The sequence below is a fragment of the Brooklawnia cerclae genome (genome assembly GCF_011758645.1).
GTDB lineage: Bacteria > Actinomycetota > Actinomycetes > Propionibacteriales > Propionibacteriaceae > Brooklawnia > Brooklawnia cerclae.
This window is the reverse complement of the sequence record NZ_JAAMOZ010000003.1, coordinates 190,280-214,402: the sequence shown is the minus strand read 5'-3', so window position 1 is coordinate 214,402 and position 24,123 is coordinate 190,280. Positions and strand designations below refer to the sequence as shown.

Genomic DNA, 24,123 nt, shown 5'->3' with positions numbered 1-24,123 from the left:
TGTGACGGTACCGGTGCGGGGGTGAGCCATGGCGGTCAACCGCGACACCCTGCGCGCACTGTCGCAGCAGCGCAGTCTCGTCGACCAGGCGCTGGCCGCCGGCGATCAGGAGCTGATCGCGGCATGGGCCCGGCTGTGGGACCAGTTGTCCGCCGAACTCGACGAGGTGACCGCCGACATCGCGTCCGGCAACGGCATGGTCTCCCGCCTGGTGCGCCGCCGCAAGCAGTCACAGGCACTCAGGGTCGCCGCCTCGGCCATGCGGCAGGCGGTGGCCACACTGGGGGCGGCGATCACCCCTCAGGCCGAACGGCTGATCCAGCAGGCGATCGGTGACGCTGAGGAGCTGATCTCCACCCAGCTACCCGACGGCGCCTCGGGGATGGGCATCAACCTCAACCGCGTCGACCCCGGGCAGATCGATGCGATAGTGCGCCGCAGCACCGAGCAGATCACCGCACGCGGCTACTTCCTCCAGGAGGAAGCCGCCGAGGCGATGCGCCGCGAGCTCGCCCGCGGACTGGCAACCGGCGTGAACCCGCGCGACACGGCACGCCGCATGGTTGCCGCGGTCGGAGGAGTCTTCAACGGCGGCCTGGTGCGCGCCATGACGATCGCCCGCACCGAGCAGCTCGACGCCTACCGTAACGCTGCCCAGGCCTTCGAACTCGCCAACTCCGACATGCTGGTCGGCTGGCGCTGGCACGCGACACTCGGACCGCGCACGTGCCGCTCCTGCCTCGCTCAGCACGGCACCCTGCACGATCTCGACGAGCCTGGGCCGCAGGATCACCCGAACGGCCGGTGCGCCCGCGTCCCGGAGACGAAGGACTGGGGCGACATCGACCCCCGCCTGGCTGGGATGAGCGAGCCGCGTCCGCGTCTTGCCCCCGGTGACGGCGAGGCGTGGCTCGCCAAGCAGTCCGCTGAGGTGCAGGAGCACATCCTGGGCAAGCAGGGCGCCGATGCGTGGCGCAGCGGCTCATGGCCGTCGTCAGCATGGTCGCAGAAGCGCCAGAACCCGGGGTGGAGGGACTCGTATCAGGCGGCCAAAGCGCCGGCGGTCCACCCGAATCCGTACAGCCTTCCACGCCAGAAAACCTCCGAGACCAAACTGGAGTCGCTGGCACGCACAAACCCGCTGATGAACAGCAAGAACGGCTACCAGGCCAACTGCACAAACTGTGTCGTCGCTTTCGAGCATCGGCTCCGGGGTTTCGAGGTGACAGCCGCGCCAAATTTCACCGGACGACCGGCCGGTGCCATAGCGGACGCATGGGAGTTGGCCGGTGGCGGGAAGCCGCAGATCTGGAAGCTTCCCGGAACCGGCAAGAATGGTCTGGCCGCGATGGCCTCCGACGCCTCGATCCCAGACGGCGCCCGCGGTTCGATCCAAGCAATGTGGAAGAGAGGCAACGGGTGGGGGCACGTCTGGTCATGGGAGAAGCGTGGCGGAAAGATCGTCCTGTCAGATCCGCAGAACGGCCAGGATGATGTGGCACACTACCTCGACCATGTGAGATCTGGAACGGTGCAAGCGATTCGCACAGACAATGCGCAATTCCACGGAACGGTGAAAGAATGGATGGCATCATGACCATCTCGCTCGACCAGGCATACGAGGTGGCGCGTACGGCTGTCCCAGGCACCGACCCGCCATCGTGGAGGCTCACGGCCGAATACGAGTCGGGCACGCACGTGGTGTTCGTGAACACCGATCCTGACCGGTCCGTCATGGGTGCAACGACGATCCTCGTCGACCGCACCAAGGGCACCGCAGAGCGCGTGCTGTTCACCAGCATCCTGCCGATGCTCGACGGGATGCGCGAGGTCTAGTCGGGCCTGCGCCTCTCAGCGCCCCGCACCCGATCCAGATACCCCGAATCCCTGATCGACGGCTCGTACCACTGCGCCCCGCACAGCTTGCACGTGTGAAGGAACGCCAGCCCCTTCCCGGCCGCCACAATCTCCAGCCCGGTCCACACGTGGTCCAGGCCGTCCGTACACAGCACAGGCCCCGATGACTCGCCAGCCGTCGGGGTCTCGTCGTGTGCGCACATAACCACCAGTCTCCCGCATGCCGCCGCACGGCGCCAGCGGGTCAACCCAATCCCCTGCACAGGAGACGAAACTCATGTCCGAATCCGCGATTGAACCAACCCCTCTGGCCCCTGTTGCCAACGACGCCGGGCAACAGGCCCAAGCGGCCCAGACCACCACCCCCCCAGCCAACGGCGACACGCCGTCTGACAACGGCACACGCCAGCCAGACGACGGCACCGACTGGAAGGGTGAGGCTCGCAAGTGGGAGAGCCGGAGCCGCCAGAACTTCAACGATCTCAAGTCCCTCAAGGACGAGTTCGGGGCGTTCAAGACCGCGATCGGCCAGGCTCTCGGAATCGAGCAGGCCCCCGCAGATCCCAAGGAGCTGGCTGCACAGCTGGCCACATCACAGCAGCAGGCCTCCGCCGCACGGCGCGAGTCGGCAGTGCTGCGTCTCGCCGCCGCCAACGGTGCCAATCCCGATGCGCTCACAGACTCCGCCTCGTTCCTCCGTTCGGTCGGCCAGATCGACCCGGACGACATTCAGGCGCTGTCCGAGGCGATCAAGAAGGCAGTTGCCGCCCATCCCCAGTACGCCTCGGGGCCCGCACAGGCACCCGGCGCCGGATGGCGGGATGTCACCGCAGGCGGAACCACGCAATCCACCGACGCAGACGCTGAAGCGCTGCGCATTCTCGGCTTCTGACTGAGGCCAGGAAGGACGTGACCAGCCATGGCCACTCTGACTACCACCACCCTCGTCGGCGGCACGGGAGGCACCAACCTCCTCCCCCGCCGCGTCTCTGACGAGATCTGGAAGAAGGCGACCGCCGCTTCCATCGTCCCCAGGCTCGCGCAGTCGTCCCCGGTCATCCTCGGCGACAACATCTTCCCGACCCTGACCGCCCGCCCTGCCGCGACGATCGTCGGTGAGGGCGGAAACAAGACCGACAGCCAGCTTGAGCTCGGCGCGAAGGTCATCCGCCCGATCAAGGCCCAGGTCGGCCTGGAGTTCACCATCGAGTCGATCGAGCAGAACCCGTCCGGGGTACTCGGCCTGCTCCAGACCGAACTGTCCGAGGCTCTCGCCCGGCAGATCGACCTGGCAGTGTTCCACAAGCTCGTCGCAGCCTCGGGCACCGCGATCGAACAGGGCGACGTGGCGCTGGACACCGCGCCCAGCTACGAGCTGGTCGACATCAACAACATCGACGCCGAGATCGAGGCCGGGTACGGTGTGGTCACCGATGCCGGGTACGACTTCACCGGATTCGCCATGGATCCGAAGTTCGTCGCCCGACTGCGCCAGGCCGTCAACCAGAAGAACGGCCAGCGCTACTACCCGGAACTGGGCTTCTCGAACCAGATCGACTCGTTCAACGGGCTGACCACCGCCGTGTCGAAGACGGTGTCCGGGCAGGTTGATGCTGTCGCCGACACCAAGGTCCGTGCGATCGCCGGAGACTTCAGCGCCCTCAAGTACGGGTACGCGCTGAACATCCCGGTCAAGAAGATCGAGTACGGCGACCCGTTCGGCAACGGAGACCTCCAGCGCCGCAACAGCGTCGCCTACCTGGCTGAGGTCATCTTCGGCTGGGCGATCCTCGACGTCAACGCCTTCGTGGTGTTCAAGGACGCCGATGGCGCCGCACGCACCTGGGATCTCGTCGTCTCCGGCGGGGCGTCGGGTGACACCTTCACCCTGACGGTCGGTGCGGCCACCACCGCGGCGATCGCCTACAACGCGTCCGCGGAGGCCATCGAGACCGCCCTGAACGCACTGTCCGGGGTGACGGCGAGCGTCACCGGCACTGTCACGAAGACCATCACGCTGTCCGCTCCGGCGGTGGTCTCGGCCACTGGCACCTTCGCCGGCGCCGGTTCGGTTTCCGTGACCGCGCTGTGATCCGTGCGGGCCGGGCGGTCCCCTCCGATCGCCCGGCCCCTCAACCCCTGACGGGAGCGCGCCATGGACCTGTATGAGGCAACAGAGAAGGCCGAATCCATCCTCGGAGCCGACATTTCCGCGATGATCGGCGGGGACGATCCCGGCCTTGTCGCAGACCGCGCCGCGATCCGCGACTCCAACGGCTACATGCCCGACGACGACGGCTGGATACCCACCTACGACCCGTTCCTTCTCGCCGCCGAGCTGGCCGACCTTCTCGGCCTGCGCGCCCAGGGCCACGACGGGATCTTGTCGTTCACCTCGGAGGGCAGCACCTTCCGGAAGCGGGCGGCCGACTTCTTCGGAATGGCCGCAGCGATCCGGGCGAAGTCGTCGAAGCCTGGCGGAGTCGGCATCATCACCGTCGACACCGGCATGCGGAAGGCGGGAAGCCTGTCGGGCGACGGCTATGTGACATGGGACGGCGATCTTCCCGAGTGGCACGACTGGGAGACGCCATGGCGCTGATGGACGCCGCCCTGCTGGCCGAGGCCCGCACCCTCCAGGAATCCCTGATGATCGACACCGTGGTGCTGGAGCGCCACGACGGCGACACGCTCGACGCATGGAAAACGGCCACACCGACCTGGACCAAGGTGTACGGCGGCCCGGGTCTGGTGCAGGCCAGCACCCTGCAACCGTCCCAGGCCGATTCTGCGGGCCGCGCGATCATCATCAAGCAGGTCGTCGGGAAGCTGCCGTGGACGGTCGTCATCGACGACCGCACCGAGTACCGGCTGCGGGTCACCGCGTCGGCCGATCCCGGCAACGTCGGCACCTATGCGGTCATCGCCGGCGAGTCCCAGGGCTTGGAGACGTGCCGCCGCATCCACCTTGCGAGGTCGTGATGGCAGACAGCGACTTCTCGGAGATCCGCAAGCTTGCCGCCGACCTGCGCGCCACGTCGAGACGCACCCAGATCGCGGCAACACAGGTGGTCAGGAAGGTCGGATACGACGCCGAGGCGGTCATGAAGGAGGAGGTGCCGGTGGACACCGGCGCCCTCAAGAACTCGGTGTCGCTGGACTTCTCGTCCACCTCGGACGGCATGACCGCCGAGATCGGGCCGACCGTCGAGTATGCGGGATATGTCGCCTACGGCACCGGCCATCACCCGGAGCCGAACCCCTACGATGTGCGGACCATCGACCGCGTCGAGCCCGGCTTCGTGGAGGCCATGGCCCGGCTGGGAGGCGACATCCTGTGACCGCCACCACCGCACAAGTCCAGTCCGCCATCGAGGCTGTCGGGGTCACCGGCCTGACCGTGTACTCCGACGGTGTGCCGCCGACCGCCACCGTCCCCTACGTCGCCCTGTGGACCACTCCTGCCACGCCTGGCACCCGCGCGGTGTCCGGCCGCTCCCGGCAGTCCTCGGCGATGTGGCAGGCCGTCGTGGTGCAGAACACAGTCTCCGGCGCGGCCCTGATCGCTGCCGCACTCATGTCCGCCATCGACGGCCACCGGATCGGCGGCGTCCTCACCTACACGCCGTTCGCCTCCTCGCCACTCAAGGACACCACGGATCCCGACGGCGAGTTGTGGACGGTCACCGTCGACATCACCCAGCAAGGAGCCCGATAACCATGCCCGCAACCAAAGCCGTCAAGGCGAAGCTGCAGACCACCGCATACGGAACCCCTGTCCTGCGCGTCCGCGACACCGCCACCGGCCACGCCGTCACCCTCAAGGCGAGCCTCGTAGAGGCCAGCAAGGGCCGCTACGCGGTCGTCGACGAACCTGCCGTGGATGGCTCCGGCCGTCCGCTGCCGCCCGTCTACGCCCCATCCAAGCCTGATGCCGAGCCCGAAGCGGACACGGCGCCCGAGCAGGAGGAGACCAACTAATGTCCGTCAATCTCTACGACTACCGCCCGGCCGCGTCGCTGACCGCCGGGAACACGCTGATCGGCATCGCCTCCGCTGTCGCCGACATCGATGCGATGACGATCGCCGAAGCCAACAGCTCGGTCATGGTGCAGGGCGCCACCGACGCATTCTCCGCCACCACCGACGTGGCGAACCAGAGCCGCAAGATGATCGGCGACAAGGTCGCATCCAGCAAGCCCGGCACCCGGACCTACAACATGGGCGACCTCACGATCATGCTCGGCGACCCGCAGGCGGCCACCAACGAGGTGCTCGACCTGCTCGAACTGGACGCCGAACTCGTGTTCTGGATCCGCCCGGGTCTCCAGGCGGACGCCGACAGCGTCGCGGCCGTCGCGTCCGGGCAGAAGTACGTGGCGATCCGTGCGATCGTCGCGGCTGTCGATCTGCGCGACATCTCGACCAGCGACGGCGACGAGTTCGCCATCGTCCTCAAGGTGAGCGTCGTCGAGCGCACCCAGCTGTTCGGCACCATCGCCGCCGCCTGACACCACCACATACCGGCTCGGCCTGCGCTTCGTGAGGGTCCCGCAGGCCGAGCCTCACCATGCCCGGACCCTCGATCCACCTGGAGGACCCTCACATGTCTGTTGCCGACCTGCGGGCCCGCGCGCTCGCCCACAATGCCACCATCCGCTTCACCTACCCCATCTGCCTCGACGACGACTTGCGGCAGGCGATCAAGGACGCCGAGAAGGCGCTCAAGGACCTGCACACCGCCGTCGAGGAGGCCAAAGACCGCCGCGGCAAGTCCGAGGCCACCCAGCGGCGGTCCCTCGGCGAGGCGGCCACCCCGGGCCACGACAAGGAGATCGCCGCTCTTGAGGCAAGGATCCCGGCCGCCGAGGAAGCCCTCGCAGCAGCGGAGGACGCCGCGCTGGCCGACTCGGTGCTGCTGAGGTTCCGGCGCCTCACGCCGAGTGAATACCAGGAGGCGTGGGACGCCGCCGGCGAGGCCGCCAAGGATGCGGCCGCGCAGCTCCGTGACGCCGTCAAGCTCGAAGCCCTCAAGGAGCGACTGCGCACCCACTGCTACGCGGCCGCCGAGGATGCCGAGGGCAACGACCTCGGCATCGGCTGGGACGAGGCTGTGGACGGCTTCATCGGCTCCGGCGACTTCGACAACATCGGCAACGGGCTGATCTTGTTCAACCGGGCCTCGGCGGCAATCCCTTTCGGCCGGGCGAGCTCTGGGCAGCCCGCCACGAGCTGACCGCCTGCCTGCAACTGGGCATCCCACCGAGGGAATGGGCCGGTGAGGAGCCGTCCCATCCCCGGTGGGACTGGGTGGACAAGGCGATCGTCACCGCCTGGCTGGCCCTCAACGAGCGGCTGTGTCCCCGCTGCGGGCGTCCGCTGGAGGTTCATAAGACCGACAGCGTCACCGACTACCACGCGGCCACGGTCACCTGCACCGCCATCGACGCCCTCGACCAGATCCAGGCCGAGTGGCGCAAGGGCCCAGAAGGGCAGGCGGACAAGGCGGCACGCAAGAACGGTCTCGACCCCGACCGTGCACGGTGGTGGATCACCTACACCGACGCCGAGGGTCCGCCCACATAACTCCATAGACGATCCCGGGAGGTGCTGGCATGCCTGGTGGCACAAGGACTGTCCGGGTCGTCCTGGCAGCCAACGTCGCCGACTACATCTCGAAGATCGCCGCCGCCGGTTCTCAGACCGAGAAACTCTTCACATCAACTCAGAAGGTCACCTCACGGCAGGCGTGGGATGCAGCATCCAGCGCGCTGCTCGTGTTCGGTGCCGCCGGCGCTGGCGCGTTCGTGGCCGCCACCAAGTCCGCCGCAGACTTCGATGCACAGATGTCGAAGGTCGCCGCGACCGGGTCGGATGCCACCAGCAATCTGGAGGCGCTGCGCGACGCTGCGATCACCGCCGGGGCCGACACCGCATTCTCTGCGACCGAGGCGGCCGACGGTGTCGAGTCGCTCCTCAAGGCGGGCGTGTCGGCCACCGACGTCCTCGGCGGCGGGCTGAAGGGCGCCCTGGACCTCGCGGCGTCCGGCAACCAGTCGGTCGGCGACTCCGCCGAGACCGCTGCGACCGCGATGACCCAGTTCGGGCTGTCCGGGTCGCAGGTTCCGCACATCGCCGACCTGATCGCTGCCGGTGCCGGGAAGGCCCAGGGCGAGGTCTCCGACATGAGCCAGGCCCTCAACCAGGGCGGCCTGGTCGCCTCGCAGTTCGGGCTATCGATCGAGGACACGGTCGGCACCCTGGCCGCGTTCGCGAGCGCCGGGCTGATCGGCTCCGACGCGGGCACCTCGTTCAAGTCGATGCTGCTCCAGCTCGCCAACCCGTCGTCGCAGGCCAAGACGAAGATGGCCGAACTGGGGATCGCCGCCTACGACGCCCAGGGCAACTTCGTCGGCATCACCGACCTTGCCGGGCAGCTCAAGACCCAGCTGTCCGGGCTCCCCCAGGCCGAGCGTGACGCCGCCCTGGCCATGATCTTCGGCAATGACGCGGTGCGTGCCGCAAACGTGCTGTACGAGCAGGGCGCTGACGGCATCGAGGACTGGATCTCGCAGGTCAACGACTCCGGGTACGCCTCCGAGGCCGCCGCGACCCGCATGGACAACCTGTCCGGCGACATCGAGCAGTTCAAGGGCTCACTCGAAACCCTGATGATCACCGCCGGAGAGGGCGCGCAGGGGCCGCTGCGGGGGCTCGTCGGCGGACTCACCGATATCGTGAACTTCGCAGGCCAGAGCCCTGCGGTCGCCCAGGCAATCCTGTTGACCGTGGGGGCCGTCGGCGGGCTGGGTCTGGCCGCTGGTGGCGTCATGAAGACTGTCGCGGCCGTCCGCGACGCCAGGGACAATCTCGAAGCTCTGGGCGTCTCCACGGATGGCCTCAAGGGCAAGCTGGGGCGGCTGGCGCTGGGCGCAGCAGCCTTCAGTGCCGGGCTGGCGGTCATCGGGCTGATCGGTGGCGAAATCCAGGAGCGCATGGACGACTCCCGCCTATCGGTGGCCCAGATGGAGGTCGAGCTCCGCTCGTATGCGTCTACCGCCAACCGGGCGGCGCTAGACGACTCCTTCGCCAAGACGATGTCCGGATCGTCGTACGCCACCCGCGACATGGCGGCCGCTCTCCGTATGGTCCGCGAGGACGGCGGCGGCTTCGTCGAGTGGCTCGAAGGCGGAATCATGGGCCTTGCGGGCATGAAGGGCAATATCGAGATGGCCCGCGAAGAGCTGGACAAGCTCGACCAGGCCCTCACGGGCTTGGATGCCGATGATGCCGCGAAGGCGTTCACCAATCTCAAAGACTCCTTCGAGGGCTACTCGGATGCCGAGATCGTCGAGGCCCTCCCGAACTACGCCGCCGAGCTGAAGGCCACTGCGCAGGCGGCCGGAGTTATGTCGGTGTCAAACCGCGAGCTCGTCGACTGGATGGGGGGTATCGAGCCCGTCTCCGTGATCGCCGCTGACGCCATCGCCAGCCTCGGCGTGGCCCATGTCGAGGCTGGCGCCTCAGCCGAGGATCAGGCCGACGCGCTGTCCACCCTCAACGACCAGATGAGCGAGGCAGCCAATCAGGCGCTCAAGATGAGCGGCAACCTGTCCGGCTACCAGGCGGCCCTCGATGACGCCACCGCAGCGATCGAGGCGAACGGGGCGACCCTCGACCGGGGTACTGAGCAGGGGCGTGCCAACTGGGACGCCCTCGACGGGATCGCATCGGCGGCCTTGGCGGTCCGCGACTCGCAGATCCAGATGGGCGAGTCCACCGACACGATCAACGCGCAGACCCAGTCGGCGCGGGACTCGTTCATCCAGACGGCCGAGTCGATGGGGATGTCGCGCGACGAGGCGGAGAGGCTCGCCGACCAGTACAAGCTGATCCCGCAGCAGGTCACGACAGGCGTGTCCACCCCGGGAGTCGAATACTCCCAGCAGCAGGTCGACATCCTGCGCGAGAAGATCCAGAAGCTGCCTCCGACCCAGCGCACCGAGATCCAGGCGCTCATCGACGCCGGTGCCTACAGCTCGGCGGCCTCGGCTCTGGAGTATCTCGCCCGGCCGCGTACGGCATCGATCACCGCCCGGCTGGACTACTACAACGCCGCGGGCTTGACATCCACGGCCGGATACGGACAGCCGACGCGCGCAGGTGGCGGCGCCGTCTGGGGTCCGGGCACAGCCACGTCGGACAGCATCCTCGCGCGGGTCTCCAACGGCGAGTACGTGCTGCGGACCTCTGCTGCCGAGCGGATCGGCTACGACCAGCTCGACTACATGAACCGGACCGGGGAGATGCCGAAGTACCGCAACGGCGGACCTGTGCAGGCGCCTCCTCGCGTGTGGACGTCCGCCCCATCGACGTCCGCCGGGCCGGTGCTGAGGCCGATCGTCCAGAACAACCAGATGACGGTCATCCGCACCGAGGACGACATCTACACGGCCGCACCGGTCCTCTTCCGGGCGTCGGCGCGTGAGCTGAGGATGGTGGGCACATCATGAGTGATCCTCCCGTCGTGTGGGCCACGCTCGCCGCTGGCGGGCAGACGGTCACGCTGGCCGGGCGGCTCCGTGACCCCTCCTCGGACGGCCTGTGGATCGACGAGGACGGCTTGGAGGGCTGGTGGTCGGCCCCTGAACTGCGGGTGAACACGACCGAACGCCAGACCGGCGACGGTGCTCACGATGTGGACGAGTCGAACATCCACTACGCGGCCCGCACCGTCACCCTGTCGTGGGTGGCGCGCGGAGTCAACCGTGCCGCGGTACTGGCCTCGTCGGCCAGGCTGTCCCAGCTCACCCACAAGACGGTGACGCTGCGAGTTATGGATGCCGACCGCGACACCTATGTCACCGGCTACGTGCGTCCGCAGACCGATGCGGCATGGGACAGCACCGAGCAGACCGGCACCCTGACGGTCGTCTGCCCGCGTCCTGAGCGCCTGTCCACCCTGGCGCATCGGGTGACGCTCCTGCCTGCCTCTGGCGGGTCTGGGGGCTTGTCGTATGGCCCGGATACTGCGGGGCTGGTGTATCCGCTCAGTTATGGTCTGGCGGCTCCGACGCAGAATGCGGGGGCGCTGGTGAACAACGGCACATCGGCCGCCTATCCGGTACTGACGGTGACCGGCCCGTTCCCTGATGGCGTACTGCTCCAGGTCGGGTCGGGTGCCCTGGCGTACTCCCAGCCGGTGGGGGAGGTGCCGCTGGTGCTGGATGCACGGTCGCGGACGGCCAGTGTGGCAGGTCTGGACGTGTCGCGGTATCTGACAGCGCGCGGATTCCCTGTGGTTCCGGCGGGCGGATCGGTTGGGATCTCGCTGCAATCGGCTGGGTCTGGCTGGGTGACATGCGAGACCCACGACACCTACATGTGAGGAGCAGGCGATGACAACGGCCATGGGCGTTCAGCCCGACAGCAACGGCAACGGACTTGACCCGCTGTCGCACCGCAAGATCATCGCTGCCCAGTACGCGAACGTCGGCATCATGGACGGCCTTGAGGTGTCGGGGCGCTCGGATCTGACGTATGCGGTCGCGGCTGGTGTGGCGGTGTGCTCCCGGTCGGTAGCCGACGGGAAGACGGTCGCCTACTGGGGTGGCGGGCAGTCCCCGGCGACCTCGGCTGGCGACCCGTCCAACCCGCGCATCGACGTGGTGTATCTGGTGGCCCACGACATCGCGCAGGGGGACGCCGACAATCATGTGACCCTCGGTGTGCTGCAAGGACAGGCTGCCGCTTCGCCGGTGGCGCCGAGCCTGTCGTCGGTCCCGGGTGCGCTGCGGCTGCGATCGTTCCGGATGCCTGCCGGTGCGACGGCGACAACCTCGGCGGTCGCGCTGGACTCCTACGACTACGCGATCCCCTACGGATCGTCGCTCGGACTGCTCGGCGAGGACGTGCAGACCATGGACGGCACCGGCGACGGCACGCCATGGCACTTCTACATCGAGCAGCCGATCTCCTTCTATCTGCCGACCGATCGGCTTGTCCGGTTCGAGTTCTCCGGGTGCATCTCGGCGAACGGCGGCGAGTCGGCTCGTGGCGGCTGGTTTGTCGACTTCCGGGTGGATGGCGTCGATCTCGCGGGCTCGGGGAACGAGTTTTCGCTCGATAACGTGTGGCAGACCAAGCGGCACGAGTTCACGACGGCGCTGGCCGCAGGTCAGCACACGGCGCAGATCCGGTCGGCGAACTCGTGGGGCTCGGCACCCGTCTTCCACTACTCTGCGCGGAGCGTTGAGGGCCAGTCGCTCACCCAGTACATCGGACGCGTGTTCCGGGTGTGGGATCAGGGCGTGGCGCAGTGAGGTGGCAGCCCTACCTCGGGGATGCGATGACGGGCCTGCTCGCGAGCCCGATCGACATCCCGAACTTCTCGTGGTCGGTGAGCGTCTCCGACTCGTCCATGTCGACGACCAGGGACAAGAACGTCGGCGCGGACACGGTGTCGTCGCTGACGGTGCCGTGGACGGCGGTTCCGGGTGGCACGCCGCAGGCGAGGTCGTCTGCGCTGTCGGGTCGCCGGGCGATCACGCTGTGCCGGGATCTCGGCGATGGGACGGCCGGGGTGCCGATCCTGTGGGGGATGATCGGCCCGCGCCGCGACTCGTGGCTGGACACGACCTTCGACCTCGACTCGGTGCTGACGATCCTCGACGACCGCTACATGGTCCGGGAGGGCGTCTACGGCGCCGGGGCGAACGCCACGTCCCCGGACCAGATCTACTTGTCCGGACTGTCGCTGCGCGGAATCGCCTCCGAGGTCGGCTGGCAGTGCACGGCCGCCAAACCGGCCGGTGTCCTGCCGGTAGACTGGACCTACCGCGGCGAGGCAGGCGACCACGAACGCACCTACGAGGCGTTCAACGTGGCGAACCTGTCGGGCAAGTCGATCCTGGAGAAGATCGCGGCTACCAGCGGCGGCCCGGACATGCAGTGGAGGCCGTACATGGCCGACTCGCAGCACGTGCGGCTCGCGTTTGTGGCCGGGTCGGACGCCGATGTGTTCCTCGGCCAGACCGCGGTGCACTCGCTGCGGCTCTTCCCGGGCGGCGGCGACCTCCAGAGCGTGACCATCGATCACGCGTCCCCGGTGATGCGGGTCTACGGCTCCGGGTCGGGCACCGACGCGGCACAGATCACGCACCTGTCGGAGGACCTCACCCTGGCGCGTCTGCGTGATCCGTGGCCGCTGCGTGAGGCGTCCTACGCCGACTCCGACCAGGACCGCACCGACCTGCTGACCCGGGACACCGACGCGGTTCTGGCCGCCAACTCGCGGCCGCTGATCCAGCTGTCGGGGACGCTGGACTGCTCCGACGAGCACGCGCCGCAGCCGGGCGAGTTCTGGCCTGGCGAGGTGTTCGAGCTCGCCATCGACGGTTTCCCGAGCCTGCCCGACGGCGTGTATCCGATGCGGCTGATGGAGATGTCCGGCGACCAGACATCGCGGGTGTCGCTGATCTTCGACGCCACCGACGATCCGATCTACTGACAGGAGGCCTCCTGTGGCCGACCACTACCGGCTGATCCCCGATCCGCGCGCCATCGCCATCCGCACGGCCGCAGCCGCGCTGCGGACCGCCCGCAGGCAGCAGACCGCCAAGGCCGGGTCGATCTCGATCCCGAACGCCGACGGGACGGCGACGGTCATCGGGAAGGCGGCTGGGGACTCCGGCGTCGCCCAATGGGTCGGCGACACCACAGCGCCCGGAGTCCCGACCGGGATCACCGTCACCTCACGCGACGGCATGGTCTACGCGAGGTGGGACGGCAGCATCGACGGCGGGGTCCCACCGGACTTCTCCCACGTCACGATCCTGGTCGACGGCATCGAGCGGGGCCGTCTGGTCAAGGCTGGGAGCCTGACCGTCACCGGCCTCACCCCTGGCGACACTGTCCAGGTGACCGCGACAGCCACCGACGACGCCCACGCCCGGGACGGCAGCCCCGCCCCGAACACGTCTCCTGCGTCGGCTCCGATCAGCATCGAGGTGGCCGCCGACGTCGCAGCCCAGGTTAGCGATGCCCAGCAGGATGCCACCAACGCCCTCAGCGCCGCCGCAGCGGCTTCAAGCAGGGCAACCGCCCAGTACGGCACATGCGCGACTGCGGCAGCAACGGCAGCGAAAGTCGTCACCCTGGCCAATTTCGCCCTGTTCGCCGGCGCCACGATCAGCGTGTTGTTCAGCAACGCGAACACGGCTGCAAGCGCCACCCTGAACGTCAACAGCACCGGGGCGAAGGCGATTCGCACGCCGGCGAACTCGGCCCTGGCTGCAGGTTCTCCCTACAACTGGGCGGCAAATCAGGCCGTCCAGTTCGCCTACGACGGCACCTACTGGCGGATGCTCTCGGCGTCTGACACGGCATCGTTGGGTGGCACGGCGGCATCCACCATCGCCACCAACATCAACACCTCGCTGGCGAACGCGCGGGTATTCGTCCAGGTCGATGCCCCCAGCGCCACGAAGGCCGGGGACGTATGGTTCCCCGTGAACGCGGACGGCAACATCATCGGCATGCGCTACAGCACGGCCGCCGGTACCGGTTCGTGGTCGCCGTATGTGATCATCGCTGAAGACATCATGGTCGCAGGTGAGGGCGGCACGATCCGGTTGAAGGACAACACGGTCACGGCTGGCACTGTTGTGGCGTCCGAGGCGTTGTTGCAGAAGATTCTTGTGCGCACACTATCTGCCGCCGAGATCGACGTTGTCAGCCTTGTCGCCGCCATCCTCACCGGGCAAATCTTCAAAACCTCGGGCTACGATTCGGGTACCGGCGTCCTGATCGACGACAGCGGAATCACTGCTATCGACGAATCTGGGCAACTCAGGCTGTCCGGATCTGGGCTTACCGCCGGGGCCTCCGGCGGCGCGATCTCTGTCGCGATCCTCCCCAACGGCCAACTCACAGCAGTCGGCGGCACGTTCACAGGCGGCATTCTCCGGTTTCCCCAACTCAACGAGTGGACCACCGGATACAGCGAGGGGTTCGAGTCGGGAATCGGTGCCTGGAATAACTGGGCACCGGCACCGACCCAATCGTCCGCCCAGAAACACGCGGGCAGCTACTCGCTGGAACTCGGGCAGAGCACCACGAACGCGTTGGCCTCTATCAGGATCGCTGCTACGGCCTACCCGTTCATCGCCCAAGGCCGCCGTATCCGCCTCCGGTTCTGGCTGTATGTTCCCAGCACCCTACTGGCCACGGAGATGGCCTACACAATCGTCTCGTACTCGTTCTCTGCCGCTGTGGGCGGATCGTCAATATATGGCAGTCGAATCGTCTTCATGGGAAGTTCTGGCAACCCTGGGCCGTCCGGCTGGCAGCAAGTTGAAGTCGAGATCCCGGCCACGACATTCACCCCGATTGACTTCTTGCAGATTGGGGTGAACACCTACATTCCAGGTAGTTACACCGGCAGCAGAGACATGTATCTCGACGAGGTCGAACTACTGACGCCGAACGAAGGAACCGTCTGCCAGATCGCCACCGTGGATGGCTTCCCTGGCATCCAGTGGTACAACGCGGATAGCGAGCTCCAAGGCCGCATCCAGATACCTGATTCCGGGATCTCCGGAATTGCGCTGGAATCCGGACGGGCCTCAACATCCGAGCCGTTGCAGCGCGTCAACGTGTCCGCCGATGAGGCCAACCTTGTCTCAGTCAACACGGAAGCCAACGAGGTCCTCGCCTCTGTCGCCGCCAACAAGGACGGCGTTGTCACTATCGCAGGCGACACCCGTATCGACCTGGTCGCACCCGGGATCACCGCGACACCGGAAGTGGTCACGAGTGGCATCCTGACAGCGCAATCGGGGTGGCAGGTCACCCAGGAGCGTTACTCGGCCGTGGCTGGCGTGCACCACCTCAACATCGTCCTGACCGCCACCTCGGCCGTGACGTTCACGGCGAACGTCGGGAACCTCGTCGGGACCCTGGCTTCCGCCTACATCCCAAACGCGGCATTGGGTGAGTTCACCGGCTCCTACAAGGGCCAGGGAGCGAACCCCGTCCATGGTGGAGCATCGATCGACACGGCGAACGGAACCATATGGTGCTCGGGGCGCACCGTCACCGACAGCATCAGCAGCGGATGGAAGCTCGGACTGAGCTTCACGTGGATCGCATGAGGAGACTCCATGGATCTGGCGCAGGTAGGGGATGCGATCACCGTCACCGACGTGATCGGCATGCTGATCGCGATAGGAGGCGTTGTGGCAGGACTCCGCTGGCTACGGCCGATCGGCCGGGCGATCCGGCATTTCCTCGACGACTGGAACGGCCAGGACGAGCGGCCCGGGGTGGAACGGCGGCCCGGCGTGATGGAGCAGCTTTCCACCCTGCGCACCGACCTTGACGAGGTCAAAGGCATCGCCGTGGAAGCCCGGACCGCAGCCGACGACGCAGCCTTCCACTCCAAGCCGAACCACGGGACGTCCGCCTACGACGACCTCATGAGGGCTGTCCGGTCATCGGAGGAACGCACGCGCGGCGAGATCTCTGACCTGCGGCAGTCCGCCGACCGTGTCCACGTCGAGCTCCGCGCCGACGTCGACGACCTGAAACACCGACTCACAGGGGGCACGCAGTGAAAGACTGGGACAATCTCATCGCCGACGTCGACAAGATCATCGGCGTCCACTACAGCGCGGGCCGCGAGGGCCGCAGCATCAGCAAGATCGTGCTGCACCACAACGCTGGCACCCTGACCGTCGACCAGTGCTACGACGTGTGGCAGACCCGCGAGGCGTCCGCGCACTATCAGGTCGAGACCTCCGGCCGTGTCGGGCAGCTCGTCAACGACTCCGACACCGCCTGGCACTCCGGGGACTGGGAGACCAACCTGACGTCGATCGGGATCGAGCACGCCAACGCGACGCTGGCGCCGGGCTGGACGATCTCGGAGGCCACCCTCGACAACGGCGCGCATCTGGTGGCCGCACTGTGCCACCACTACGGGCTGGGCCGCCCGGCGTGGGGAGTCAACGTCTTCCCCCACTCGCAATTCAGTTCCACCTCGTGCCCTGGCGCGATCGCCGGGGCACAGAACGCCGCCTACATGGCCCGGGCGCAGGCCTACTACGACGGCACCCAAACAACCACTCAGGAGGATGACGACATGGACGCAGAAGCGAAGGCGTGGATCAAGGAAACCCGGGACCGGGTCTTGGGTCTCGGCGTGCAGCGCTACAGCGCAGACGGCAGCCCCAACAGGGTCCTCGACACCGGCGACGGCGAGTACATCCTCAACGCGATCGGCAACGCCGTCACCGAGGTCTTCGAGCGGAGCTTCGACCGGGCGGGCGGGCCGACTGGCACCACCAATTTGCACCAGACCGTGGCCTGGCTGGACGCCAACCTCAACTCGATCCGGGATCTCATCAACGGCTTCCAGGCCCGGATTGCCGGGCTGGAGGAGGCCCTCAAGCAGGTCGGCGGCGGAACCGTCGACACCGACACCATCGTCGCGGCCGTCACCAAGGCCGTGTCCGATGCGATCGACGCCGAGATCGACTCGGCGACCGTCACCCTCAGCACCACACAGGAGGCACAGTCATGATCTCCCGCATCTCCGCATGGCTGACCGCCGCCCGCCGTCAGGCGATCCAGGCCGCCGTCGCCACGATCGTGGTCGCTCTCCAGGGCCTCGGCCTGATCACCAGCCCCCAGGGCGACGCGGTCACCAACCTCGCCGCAGGCATCCTGTCCACGGCGGTCGCTCTCCTGGCGCTGGCCAACCTCGACGCCACCCAGAAGGCCACCTGGCTCGCCACCCAGCTGCGTGCCACCCTCTACACCCTGGCTGGTGGCGTCGGTGTCGCACTGGTCGCATTCTCGATCGCATCTGACGCGCAGGTGGCCGGAGTCCTCGCCGTCATATCGGCGATCTTCACTGCCGCCCAGGCATTCGTGGCCGTCGTCAACGCGCCCATCGCCGTGGACGCCACCATCCAGGAGTAGCCCATGACCACCCTGCCGGAGCCGATGGGGCCCTCGCTCACGGTCACGCTCGCCGGACTCGCATCCGTGCTCGGCGGGGTGCCGGAGGGCACCGAGCCCACAGCCGTCTCCCGGACCGCCACCATCCTCATCACCCCGCTGGTGGCGGCCGGGACCGTCATCCGCTACGGCGGCATCGGGTATGTCCCCGAGCCCGTCTCGTGGCTCGTCGGCCCCGACGGCGACGACTGGCCATTCAGCGCCCACGTGCTCAACCTCGCCGACCCCGACGTGGACACCGACGCCACCCAGTACCGCATCCGCATCACCCTGCCAGCCACCGCCGAGCTGCCCGCCCTGACTCTGTCGGGTGTCCTGACATGCCCGGTCGAGGGTGGCACGGTCGACCTGCTGGACTGCCTGTCCCTGGCCGCCGCGTCACCCACGTCGCCGGTAGTACGCGGCGAGCAGGGCCCGATCGGCCCTCCTGGCCCTGATGGAACGGTGATCACGGGCCTGTCGTGGTCGGGGCCGGTGGCCCTGGATGCGGTGACTGGTGCCGCGCGGACTGGGTGTGTGCTGCATGCCACGCTGACCGGCAATGTCGTCCTGACGCTGCCGACACTCGCGGCCGGGACGCCCGCATTCACCGTCGAGGTCAACGCGACGCAGGACGGCACGGGTGGCCGCACGCTGACGGTGCAGGGAGCGATGGTCTCCTATGGAGCGTCGGCTGCGCCGGTGCTCTCGTCGGCTGCGGGCGCGATCGACAAGTGGATGCTGGAATGGGACGGCGTCCGCTGGTGGGTGCTCGTGTCTGGTCAGGCTGGCGCGGTGCCGTCCGGGTGGGCTGTCTGATGAGGGCCGCGCTCACGGATCGTCGTCTGGAGGCGATCGCTGGGCCGCCTGCCTGGCAGATCGAGGGGCGGGGGTCGCAGGAGTCTGCGCTGTGGGGGCAGGCGGTGACGGCTGTCGTCGTCGCCGACCTCGACGCGCAGGTGTCCAGTGAGGTCGTGCTGCTCGACACGAATCCTGCCGCGGCCGATCGGGTGTTCATATCGTGGACGGGCGCATCCCAGTCGTCTCGGCTGGTCCTCTCGCAGGGTGGCGGCACGGGTGTGTCAGCGACGGTGTCGAGTGTGGCGGCTGGACGCCGGGTGCTGACCGCCCGCGTGAGCACTGCTCAGCCGCTCGGTCTGCTGGTGGATGGCCTGCCACGCTGGCAGGCGTCGGCCGATGGCTGGCGGCTGAGCACGGCGGGTGTGCAGAGGATCTTCGTCGGCCAGGACAGGACGGGTGCGCGCCTGTCGCAGACGGTGGCGGCTGCGGTGTGGCCGCGTGTGCTCACGGATCGGGAGGTCCTCATGGTCTCGCAGTGGATGATGGCTCGCTGGCAGGACGAGGCAAGCTCTCTCTCTCTCTCTCTCGTAGCGCGTCTCTGCCCGTCCTGGAGCTGGCGGCATGAGGGCCGCAGCGCTGGACCGCAGGCTGATCAATGTCGGCGGGGTGTGGGGACTCGACCTGCTCGGTGCGGCCGGACTGCTCACCTCACCGGATGGGTGGGTGGCCGGACAACTGGGGACGGGGCCTCTGCTCGACCCGTCGCTGCTGATCAGCACCGAGCATGGTGGGGGGATCACGCTGGCCCCGTCCGACACCTACACGCCGCTGGCCACACGGGCGATCAGTCTGCCGCTGCGGACCAGTCAGCCTCCGGCACGCGTCCGCGCCGAGGCGTGGGCCCGGCTCGTGTCGGCCGAGACCCGGACCGTCTACCTCACGCTGGCCACCCGGGCGGGCGCGGCGAACGCCGTCGCCCGCACGATCTCGGGCACGGGCTGGGTGCATCTGGTGGGTGTGGCCACGCCCACCGCAGACACCTGGTGGACGTTCCGGGTCGTCGGGTCGGTCGGCGGGCCCACGATGGAGGTCGCCGGGCTGCGGGCTGCGATCATCGCCTGACGGGAGCGGTCCGGTGAGGGCCGCACACCTGGATGCCAGATGGCAGCCACGTGCGAATCCCGCCTACGGCAGAGGCTTCGGCTACTTGTCTGGCACCGGTGGCGCGTCGACCAACGCGCCGGTCGCGGACCGCCCAGCCGGATACAGCGCGGCCGAGACACGGCGCATCACCTGGACCACCGCACCGGCCGCGGGCGCCACGTGCGGGCTCTTCGTGCAAAACATTCCGTGGCCGCAGGGCATGCCGGGTGCGGTGTCGATCCTCGCCCGATCCTCCCGCACCACACGGGTCATGGTCACACCCGAGCGGACCACAGGCCGTCCCGCTGACACCGGCACCGACCTGCCAGCAGGCGTCTGGACGCCGGTCGGCAGGATCTTCGCCGCGCTGCTGACCACGGTCACGACCACGACGGTCACCTGCTACATCGCCAGCTCGGTCGGAGGGGCGCCGGTCGAGGTGGGCGACACCCTCGACCTGTGTGGCTGCCTCATCATCCCCGACCTCACCCCCGCCGCCCCCACCCCGGGACCCATCGTGTGGCCACGGCCACTGTGAGCCTCTGCGGCCCTCCACCAGCACGGTGGAGGGCCGCTATCGGCGTCTGCGGGGGTTAGCCGGACCGCTCCTCGGCCGCCTTGTCGAGCAGGCGGCGCAGCTCCGGAGCCGCACCATCCGCTCCGCGCCGCCGGATCTCGACCGGCCATTCCTGACGCGGCACCAGCGTCTCAGCCTCCGGCCACGACTCGGTGGACTCGGTGGTCGCCGTCACCCGGCCGCCCCGGTTTGTGACGCCGAGTGTCACGATCGGCTCTCCGTCGCGCCACTCCATCCAGCACAGTGCCAGCCGCGTCCCGTGCTCGCGGACGGCGACCAGGTCGGTCAGCGGACCGCCCGGATAGGCGCGGATCTCGCCGGCGGACGGGGCACGCCACACGGTGGCGAGAGCCTCGACGCCGACGATCGGCGGGCGCGGATCGGCCTCGCACACGGCCAGCGCTGCCGCGATCATCTGCACTTCGTGCGGGATCCCGTCACACTCCGGATGTGCTGCCCACCACGTCTCATCCGACAGATGCACGATCAGCGGCGCGCCGGGGTCAAGCTCCAGCGCGTAGAGCATCCGCTCTGTGATCATGTCGCGGGCCTCCTCCAGCTGCTCGATCTCGCCGTCGATCCCCTCCGGGATGCCCCGAGTTCCCTTCTCCCACGCCGACACCGCAGGCTGGGAGACGCCGAGCACGTCGGCGAGCCTCCCTTGAGACGTCAACCCGAGCGCGATCCTTCTTGCGGCCAGCTCCACCCCGTTCATCAGCGGCCAGCGATCTTGGTGAGGACCTCCGCCTGACGGACGCTCAGGTGCTCGCTGAAGCGGTCGAGCGCGGTCATCGCGGCGCAGGTCCGGGCGACCTTCGGCGTGCGGCGGGAGAACGCCATGTCGACCAGCTCGCGAGCCTTCTGCTTGTCGCTCAGCCTGTCGAGCCGGGCAAGCTCTCGGTCCATCTGGTCTTCCGCGTAATCAGCGATGCTGCTCATGATGTGAGCCCCTTCCGTGGGCTTCCGGGCTTGGCCTTCATGCCGTCCCGATGTAATAAATCTACTACAGATAGGGTGGGGTGTCAAGGCTCAGACGGGGCCACCTTGGCCTTCCCGCCACCGCATTTTGCGCCGCACGTCGGCGAACGGCAGCCACGTCCTCCGCGTCCTGCCGTGGTCGGTCCACTCGACTCTGATCCGGTCGTCGCAGATCCATGACAGGCGTGCGGGCACCACCTCGACGCAGTCACGCCACACCAGCCGGGCCAAGACGAGCTCGGAGGCGTAGGTGCCCTCGTGGCCACGATGCATGCCCGCCGGCGGGCGGACAGCGTTCAGGGGCGGGCGGAGGTACTCGTCAGGCATGCGACGAGAATAGAACGCGCGTTCGAATGTGGGAAGGGTCATGCCCTGCCTCTGGCTTCCAGCCACCGGACACACGCGCACCGCATCCACGTCGAGCGATTCATGCCCGCGTCGAGGGCAGCGGCGTCCACGGCCGCCAGCAGCTCCGGGGTGAAGATCGAGGCAGCGCCACGCATCCCTCTGTGCGCCAGGTGGTCGGCGAACACTTCGCCCGCGTCGATGGCCGCCTGGCATGCCTCTCGGACGACTGCGCTCATCGACATGCCCGGTTCTCCGGCGGCTGCCGTCAGGCCATCCATCGTGGCGTCGTCGACGAATGCGACGACATTCAGCCGTCGCTTCCTCCTGGCGGGTGCCCGGTCAGGAGGGGGTGGCTCGACGTCGAGGGCCTGATCGATGGCGCGGCTCAGCCATGCCACCCGGCTCAGACCGGCCAGCATGGCGGCCGCGTCGATCTCGGCGAGCCTCGCCGGCGACATCGCGATGGCGACCGTGCGGACGGCGTCCCCGGCTGTGGGGCGGCTGCCCTTCGTGGCGCGGCCGTTCCGTATGCCCGGACGCATCTGGACGCCGGCGGCGGCGATCTCGTCGCGGCGCACCTCCGGCATGGTGCCGTGCGCCCACTCGGCGCGCTGGCGTGTCAGCCATGTGCCGATCGGCCGCTCTTCTGGATCGGGCGCCACGTTGCGCGGCCACCATCCGGTCCGCTCGTGCCAGGCGAGCGTCGCGGCGAGCATCTCCCGCCACCGCTGGTCGTCACGCGGTTTGCCGGGAGTGTGTGGCGGCAGACCCTGGCTCTCCCGCCACGCCGACAGGGCATGCGACACCACCGACATTCGGACTCCGACGCTGGCCGCGATCGCGGTGAGAGTCTCCCCGGCGTCGACGCGGGCCTGGATCTCGTCTCCGGGAGGGGTTTTCCGGATCTTGCTCACCGTCTCCACACCATCACTTTCTCGCTGAGGATCAGCGGGCCGTCCTCGGGTCCCTTGATATACGGCTCACGGTAGAGGAGTTTCCGCAGCGAGTTTCCTGGGCCGTAGGGCTGGTGGGTCCAGTGTCCCCGCACGATCCACCGGTGGGTGTACTCGCGGCCCGCACCGGCCTGGTCGTCAGGAGTGTGGACGTGGCGCAGCGGGCGCAGGTCGATCGTCGAGACCAGGTCGCTCGGCCGTGTGCGTTCCGGGTGTGGCGCCCTGCCGCTCCGGGCGTCCAGGGTGCGGCGCTCGGCCAGGGTCGGGGTCATCATCATGACCGTCGCCGACGCCAGCAGTGCGAACACCCCGAGTGCACGGGTGTCGACGGGTGTGCCCTGATCGGTCCGCAGCTCGCTGTAGTCGCTGAACACGGCACGCCTGGTCGCGACGAGGAACAGCACGGGCTGGAGGTCGGTGCCGGGCAGCAGCGGGCCGGGGAGCTCGTGCAGGCGGGTGTAGGCGGTCACCGCCAGACCGCCGGCGCGGGGATGCCACGACAGCGCCCACACGCGGGCGTCGCCCTGCCAGTCGACCACCTGCTTGCCCTCCCAGACGGCCAGCGGCTGGGTCTGCAACGCCGGCATCGGGTCCTGGAACACGATCAGCCCAGCCTGGACGGGGATCTCGGCCGGATCGAACTCGGGCACGTCCAGCGACGCGTCCAAGGCCAGCCTGCCCATGTCGCCGGTCACCCAGAACAGGTCGATCCCGCGCAGCTCGAACACTGACTGCTCGTCACGCTCGACCGCGTCCCATCCGCCCGGCACCAGATGCGGGGCGACAGCGCCGCCCCTGGGGATCAGGTGGCGGATCCGGTCGGCGCGGTCCTGATACGCCTGGACCAGCTCGCGGCGCAGCGCCGGCACCGAGCGTGCCGACCACTGCTGCGTACTCCTGCCTGCCATCGCTCAGCCCTCGGTGACCCGCAGCCCGACGTTGGCCCATCCCTCCACCGTGTGGTCGAGGCCGCGCTCCCACCAGTCCGCGACAGCATCGGCCAGGGCGATGTCGGCGGCCGGGCCGAGCGCGGCGAGCTTGTCCCGCAGCCCGGATTCGTCGACGTCCCATTTGGTGCCCCAGATGCCGGGGTCGGTGTAGGTGGCGTCGATGATCTGGGTGGCGACCGTGCCGATGGTCGTGCCGATCGCGTCGTCGGCCATGGTGCCGTTGCAGACGTCGGCGATCAGGCCGATCTCCGGCAGGGTCAGGCGGACGCGTGCCAGCTCGGCGGCCAGCACGGCCCGCCACAGCACCAGCTCGGTGCGCACGCGGGTGGCGTAGCGCGGCGGCGCAGCGTGCAGTTCGGCGCGATGCAGCAGCCAGGATCGCAGGTCGTCGGACAGGCGCACGTGCGCCACGTCGGCGTCGGTCAGGGGTTCGGTCTTGTCGGTCATGATCGTGTCCTCTCGGGGTAGTGTGTGGGTCCCGGGCTCCAATTGGCCTTGGTCACCCGGCGCGGCC

General features: G+C 68.3%; 30 protein-coding genes. 23 read left to right on the top strand and 7 right to left on the bottom strand.

Translation table 11 applies throughout. The features are described 5' to 3' along the window. The first annotated feature begins 28 nt into the window (after positions 1-28). From FB473_RS15635 to FB473_RS15555, 16 genes are all read left to right on the top strand, one after another. The gene (locus FB473_RS15635) at positions 29-1,597 is read left to right on the top strand and encodes a phage minor head protein (RefSeq protein ID WP_167171002.1); all 1,569 of its coding nucleotides are present in this window, start codon (positions 29-31) and stop codon (positions 1,595-1,597) included. After that, positions 1,594-1,836 carry a hypothetical protein gene (locus FB473_RS15630; RefSeq protein WP_167170999.1) on the top strand — a complete coding sequence of 81 codons (243 nt, stop codon included), beginning with the start codon at positions 1,594-1,596 and terminating at the stop codon, positions 1,834-1,836. Before FB473_RS15635 ends, FB473_RS15630 begins: the two co-directional genes overlap by 4 nt. A 298-nt stretch (positions 1,837-2,134) precedes the next feature. Beyond that, complete coding sequence (locus FB473_RS15620) at positions 2,135-2,749, top strand: hypothetical protein (protein ID WP_167170993.1); 615 nt, start codon at positions 2,135-2,137, stop codon at positions 2,747-2,749. 27 nt (positions 2,750-2,776) lie between these two features. Next, positions 2,777-3,949, top strand: coding sequence for a phage major capsid protein (locus tag FB473_RS15615; RefSeq protein WP_167170990.1), 1,173 nt, complete (start codon positions 2,777-2,779; stop codon positions 3,947-3,949). Positions 3,950-4,012: 63 nt separating this feature from the next. Beyond that, a complete protein-coding gene (locus tag FB473_RS15610) occupies positions 4,013-4,459 on the top strand; it encodes a hypothetical protein (protein WP_167170987.1) in 447 nt (148 codons plus the stop codon). Next, positions 4,450-4,839 (top strand): DUF6093 family protein, encoded by a 390-nt coding sequence (locus tag FB473_RS15605; RefSeq protein WP_167170983.1) that lies wholly within the window; start codon positions 4,450-4,452, stop codon positions 4,837-4,839. Before FB473_RS15610 ends, FB473_RS15605 begins: the two co-directional genes overlap by 10 nt. Beyond that, entirely contained in the window at positions 4,839-5,198 is a 360-nt protein-coding gene (locus FB473_RS15600) for an HK97 gp10 family phage protein (protein WP_167171134.1), read from the top strand. The genes FB473_RS15605 and FB473_RS15600 overlap by 1 nt, the downstream gene beginning before the upstream one ends. Beyond that, positions 5,195-5,575 carry a hypothetical protein gene (locus FB473_RS15595; protein ID WP_167170980.1) on the top strand — a complete coding sequence of 127 codons (381 nt, stop codon included), beginning with the start codon at positions 5,195-5,197 and terminating at the stop codon, positions 5,573-5,575. Before FB473_RS15600 ends, FB473_RS15595 begins: the two co-directional genes overlap by 4 nt. A gap of 2 nt (positions 5,576-5,577) precedes the next feature. After that, positions 5,578-5,838: a hypothetical protein gene (locus FB473_RS15590; protein WP_167170977.1), complete on the top strand. Its 261-nt coding sequence runs from the start codon at positions 5,578-5,580 to the stop codon at positions 5,836-5,838. Next, positions 5,838-6,368, top strand: a complete 531-nt coding sequence (locus FB473_RS15585) for a phage tail tube protein (RefSeq protein ID WP_167170974.1) — start codon at positions 5,838-5,840, stop codon at positions 6,366-6,368. Before FB473_RS15590 ends, FB473_RS15585 begins: the two co-directional genes overlap by 1 nt. A 95-nt stretch (positions 6,369-6,463) precedes the next feature. Then, positions 6,464-7,093 carry a hypothetical protein gene (locus FB473_RS15580; protein ID WP_167170971.1) on the top strand — a complete coding sequence of 210 codons (630 nt, stop codon included), beginning with the start codon at positions 6,464-6,466 and terminating at the stop codon, positions 7,091-7,093. A gap of 74 nt (positions 7,094-7,167) precedes the next feature. Further along, entirely contained in the window at positions 7,168-7,443 is a 276-nt protein-coding gene (locus tag FB473_RS15575; RefSeq protein ID WP_167170968.1) for a hypothetical protein, read from the top strand. Positions 7,444-7,472: 29 nt separating this feature from the next. Continuing rightward, the gene (locus FB473_RS15570) at positions 7,473-10,370 is read left to right on the top strand and encodes a phage tail tape measure protein (RefSeq protein WP_167170965.1); all 2,898 of its coding nucleotides are present in this window, start codon (positions 7,473-7,475) and stop codon (positions 10,368-10,370) included. Further along, positions 10,367-11,245 (top strand): hypothetical protein, encoded by an 879-nt coding sequence (locus tag FB473_RS15565; protein ID WP_167170946.1) that lies wholly within the window; start codon positions 10,367-10,369, stop codon positions 11,243-11,245. Before FB473_RS15570 ends, FB473_RS15565 begins: the two co-directional genes overlap by 4 nt. Positions 11,246-11,255: 10 nt before the next feature. Then, the gene (locus FB473_RS15560; RefSeq protein ID WP_167170943.1) at positions 11,256-12,179 is read left to right on the top strand and encodes a hypothetical protein; all 924 of its coding nucleotides are present in this window, start codon (positions 11,256-11,258) and stop codon (positions 12,177-12,179) included. Then, positions 12,176-13,366, top strand: a complete 1,191-nt coding sequence (locus FB473_RS15555; RefSeq protein ID WP_167170939.1) for a hypothetical protein — start codon at positions 12,176-12,178, stop codon at positions 13,364-13,366. Before FB473_RS15560 ends, FB473_RS15555 begins: the two co-directional genes overlap by 4 nt. Positions 13,367-13,390: 24 nt before the next feature. Here FB473_RS15555 and FB473_RS15550 read toward each other — a convergent pair whose 3' ends face one another. Then, positions 13,391-13,624, bottom strand: a complete 234-nt coding sequence (locus tag FB473_RS15550; RefSeq protein ID WP_167170936.1) for a hypothetical protein — start codon at positions 13,622-13,624, stop codon at positions 13,391-13,393. A gap of 151 nt (positions 13,625-13,775) precedes the next feature. Here FB473_RS15550 and FB473_RS15545 point away from each other — a divergent pair, with 151 nt between their 5' ends. From FB473_RS15545 to FB473_RS15515, 7 genes are all read left to right on the top strand, one after another. Continuing rightward, positions 13,776-16,010, top strand: coding sequence for a hypothetical protein (locus FB473_RS15545; RefSeq protein ID WP_167170933.1), 2,235 nt, complete (start codon positions 13,776-13,778; stop codon positions 16,008-16,010). A gap of 9 nt (positions 16,011-16,019) precedes the next feature. After that, positions 16,020-16,472 (top strand): hypothetical protein, encoded by a 453-nt coding sequence (locus FB473_RS15540; RefSeq protein ID WP_167170930.1) that lies wholly within the window; start codon positions 16,020-16,022, stop codon positions 16,470-16,472. Beyond that, positions 16,469-17,440: an N-acetylmuramoyl-L-alanine amidase gene (locus FB473_RS15535; protein WP_167170926.1), complete on the top strand. Its 972-nt coding sequence runs from the start codon at positions 16,469-16,471 to the stop codon at positions 17,438-17,440. The genes FB473_RS15540 and FB473_RS15535 overlap by 4 nt, the downstream gene beginning before the upstream one ends. Next, a complete protein-coding gene (locus FB473_RS15530; protein WP_167170923.1) occupies positions 17,437-17,841 on the top strand; it encodes a phage holin in 405 nt (134 codons plus the stop codon). Before FB473_RS15535 ends, FB473_RS15530 begins: the two co-directional genes overlap by 4 nt. 3 nt (positions 17,842-17,844) lie before the next feature. Further along, complete coding sequence (locus FB473_RS15525) at positions 17,845-18,678, top strand: hypothetical protein (RefSeq protein WP_167170920.1); 834 nt, start codon at positions 17,845-17,847, stop codon at positions 18,676-18,678. 603 nt (positions 18,679-19,281) lie between these two features. Continuing rightward, complete coding sequence (locus tag FB473_RS15520) at positions 19,282-19,782, top strand: hypothetical protein (protein ID WP_167166938.1); 501 nt, start codon at positions 19,282-19,284, stop codon at positions 19,780-19,782. Between the two features lie 13 nt (positions 19,783-19,795). Beyond that, positions 19,796-20,341 (top strand): hypothetical protein, encoded by a 546-nt coding sequence (locus tag FB473_RS15515; protein WP_167170916.1) that lies wholly within the window; start codon positions 19,796-19,798, stop codon positions 20,339-20,341. 55 nt (positions 20,342-20,396) lie between these two features. On the opposite strand, the gene FB473_RS15510 is transcribed toward FB473_RS15515, so the two are convergent. The 6 genes from FB473_RS15510 to FB473_RS15485 form a co-directional block, all read right to left on the bottom strand. After that, positions 20,397-21,095, bottom strand: a complete 699-nt coding sequence (locus FB473_RS15510; protein ID WP_167170913.1) for a helix-turn-helix domain-containing protein — start codon at positions 21,093-21,095, stop codon at positions 20,397-20,399. Then, the gene (locus FB473_RS15505) at positions 21,095-21,319 is read right to left on the bottom strand and encodes a hypothetical protein (protein ID WP_167170887.1); all 225 of its coding nucleotides are present in this window, start codon (positions 21,317-21,319) and stop codon (positions 21,095-21,097) included. The genes FB473_RS15510 and FB473_RS15505 overlap by 1 nt, the downstream gene beginning before the upstream one ends. Positions 21,320-21,409: 90 nt before the next feature. Further along, the gene (locus tag FB473_RS15500; protein ID WP_167170884.1) at positions 21,410-21,685 is read right to left on the bottom strand and encodes a hypothetical protein; all 276 of its coding nucleotides are present in this window, start codon (positions 21,683-21,685) and stop codon (positions 21,410-21,412) included. A 38-nt stretch (positions 21,686-21,723) separates the two neighbouring features. Continuing rightward, positions 21,724-22,620, bottom strand: a complete 897-nt coding sequence (locus FB473_RS15495) for a helicase associated domain-containing protein (protein WP_167170881.1) — start codon at positions 22,618-22,620, stop codon at positions 21,724-21,726. Beyond that, positions 22,617-23,567, bottom strand: coding sequence for a hypothetical protein (locus tag FB473_RS18100; protein ID WP_167170878.1), 951 nt, complete (start codon positions 23,565-23,567; stop codon positions 22,617-22,619). The genes FB473_RS15495 and FB473_RS18100 overlap by 4 nt, the downstream gene beginning before the upstream one ends. 3 nt (positions 23,568-23,570) lie before the next feature. Then, positions 23,571-24,056 (bottom strand): hypothetical protein, encoded by a 486-nt coding sequence (locus FB473_RS15485; RefSeq protein WP_167170875.1) that lies wholly within the window; start codon positions 24,054-24,056, stop codon positions 23,571-23,573. Positions 24,057-24,123: the final 67 nt, after the last annotated feature.

Excerpts from the sequence above, each read along its gene's own strand:
- FB473_RS15505 (WP_167170887.1), bottom strand. The coding sequence starts at position 21,319 with ATGAGCAGCATCGCTGATTACGCGGAAGACCAGATGGACCGAGAGCTT.
- FB473_RS15590 (WP_167170977.1), top strand. The coding sequence starts at position 5,578 with ATGCCCGCAACCAAAGCCGTCAAGGCGAAGCTGCAGACCACCGCATAC.
- FB473_RS15570 (WP_167170965.1), top strand. The coding sequence starts at position 7,473 with ATGCCTGGTGGCACAAGGACTGTCCGGGTCGTCCTGGCAGCCAACGTC.
- FB473_RS15560 (WP_167170943.1), top strand. The coding sequence starts at position 11,256 with ATGACAACGGCCATGGGCGTTCAGCCCGACAGCAACGGCAACGGACTT.
- FB473_RS15520 (WP_167166938.1), top strand. The coding sequence starts at position 19,282 with ATGAGGGCCGCAGCGCTGGACCGCAGGCTGATCAATGTCGGCGGGGTG.
- FB473_RS15630 (WP_167170999.1), top strand. The coding sequence starts at position 1,594 with ATGACCATCTCGCTCGACCAGGCATACGAGGTGGCGCGTACGGCTGTC.
- FB473_RS15580 (WP_167170971.1), top strand. The coding sequence starts at position 6,464 with ATGTCTGTTGCCGACCTGCGGGCCCGCGCGCTCGCCCACAATGCCACC.
- FB473_RS15510 (WP_167170913.1), bottom strand. The coding sequence starts at position 21,095 with ATGAACGGGGTGGAGCTGGCCGCAAGAAGGATCGCGCTCGGGTTGACG.
- FB473_RS15615 (WP_167170990.1), top strand. The coding sequence starts at position 2,777 with ATGGCCACTCTGACTACCACCACCCTCGTCGGCGGCACGGGAGGCACC.
- FB473_RS15540 (WP_167170930.1), top strand. The coding sequence starts at position 16,020 with ATGGATCTGGCGCAGGTAGGGGATGCGATCACCGTCACCGACGTGATC.
- FB473_RS15550 (WP_167170936.1), bottom strand. The coding sequence starts at position 13,624 with ATGCCGTCGCGTGAGGTGACGGTGATCCCGGTCGGGACTCCGGGCGCT.
- FB473_RS15525 (WP_167170920.1), top strand. The coding sequence starts at position 17,845 with ATGACCACCCTGCCGGAGCCGATGGGGCCCTCGCTCACGGTCACGCTC.
- FB473_RS15600 (WP_167171134.1), top strand. The coding sequence starts at position 4,839 with ATGGCAGACAGCGACTTCTCGGAGATCCGCAAGCTTGCCGCCGACCTG.
- FB473_RS15635 (WP_167171002.1), top strand. The coding sequence starts at position 29 with ATGGCGGTCAACCGCGACACCCTGCGCGCACTGTCGCAGCAGCGCAGT.
- FB473_RS15485 (WP_167170875.1), bottom strand. The coding sequence starts at position 24,056 with ATGACCGACAAGACCGAACCCCTGACCGACGCCGACGTGGCGCACGTG.
- FB473_RS15610 (WP_167170987.1), top strand. The coding sequence starts at position 4,013 with ATGGACCTGTATGAGGCAACAGAGAAGGCCGAATCCATCCTCGGAGCC.
- FB473_RS15500 (WP_167170884.1), bottom strand. The coding sequence starts at position 21,685 with ATGCCTGACGAGTACCTCCGCCCGCCCCTGAACGCTGTCCGCCCGCCG.
- FB473_RS15585 (WP_167170974.1), top strand. The coding sequence starts at position 5,838 with ATGTCCGTCAATCTCTACGACTACCGCCCGGCCGCGTCGCTGACCGCC.
- FB473_RS15620 (WP_167170993.1), top strand. The coding sequence starts at position 2,135 with ATGTCCGAATCCGCGATTGAACCAACCCCTCTGGCCCCTGTTGCCAAC.
- FB473_RS15565 (WP_167170946.1), top strand. The coding sequence starts at position 10,367 with ATGAGTGATCCTCCCGTCGTGTGGGCCACGCTCGCCGCTGGCGGGCAG.
- FB473_RS18100 (WP_167170878.1), bottom strand. The coding sequence starts at position 23,567 with ATGGCAGGCAGGAGTACGCAGCAGTGGTCGGCACGCTCGGTGCCGGCG.
- FB473_RS15605 (WP_167170983.1), top strand. The coding sequence starts at position 4,450 with ATGGCGCTGATGGACGCCGCCCTGCTGGCCGAGGCCCGCACCCTCCAG.
- FB473_RS15530 (WP_167170923.1), top strand. The coding sequence starts at position 17,437 with ATGATCTCCCGCATCTCCGCATGGCTGACCGCCGCCCGCCGTCAGGCG.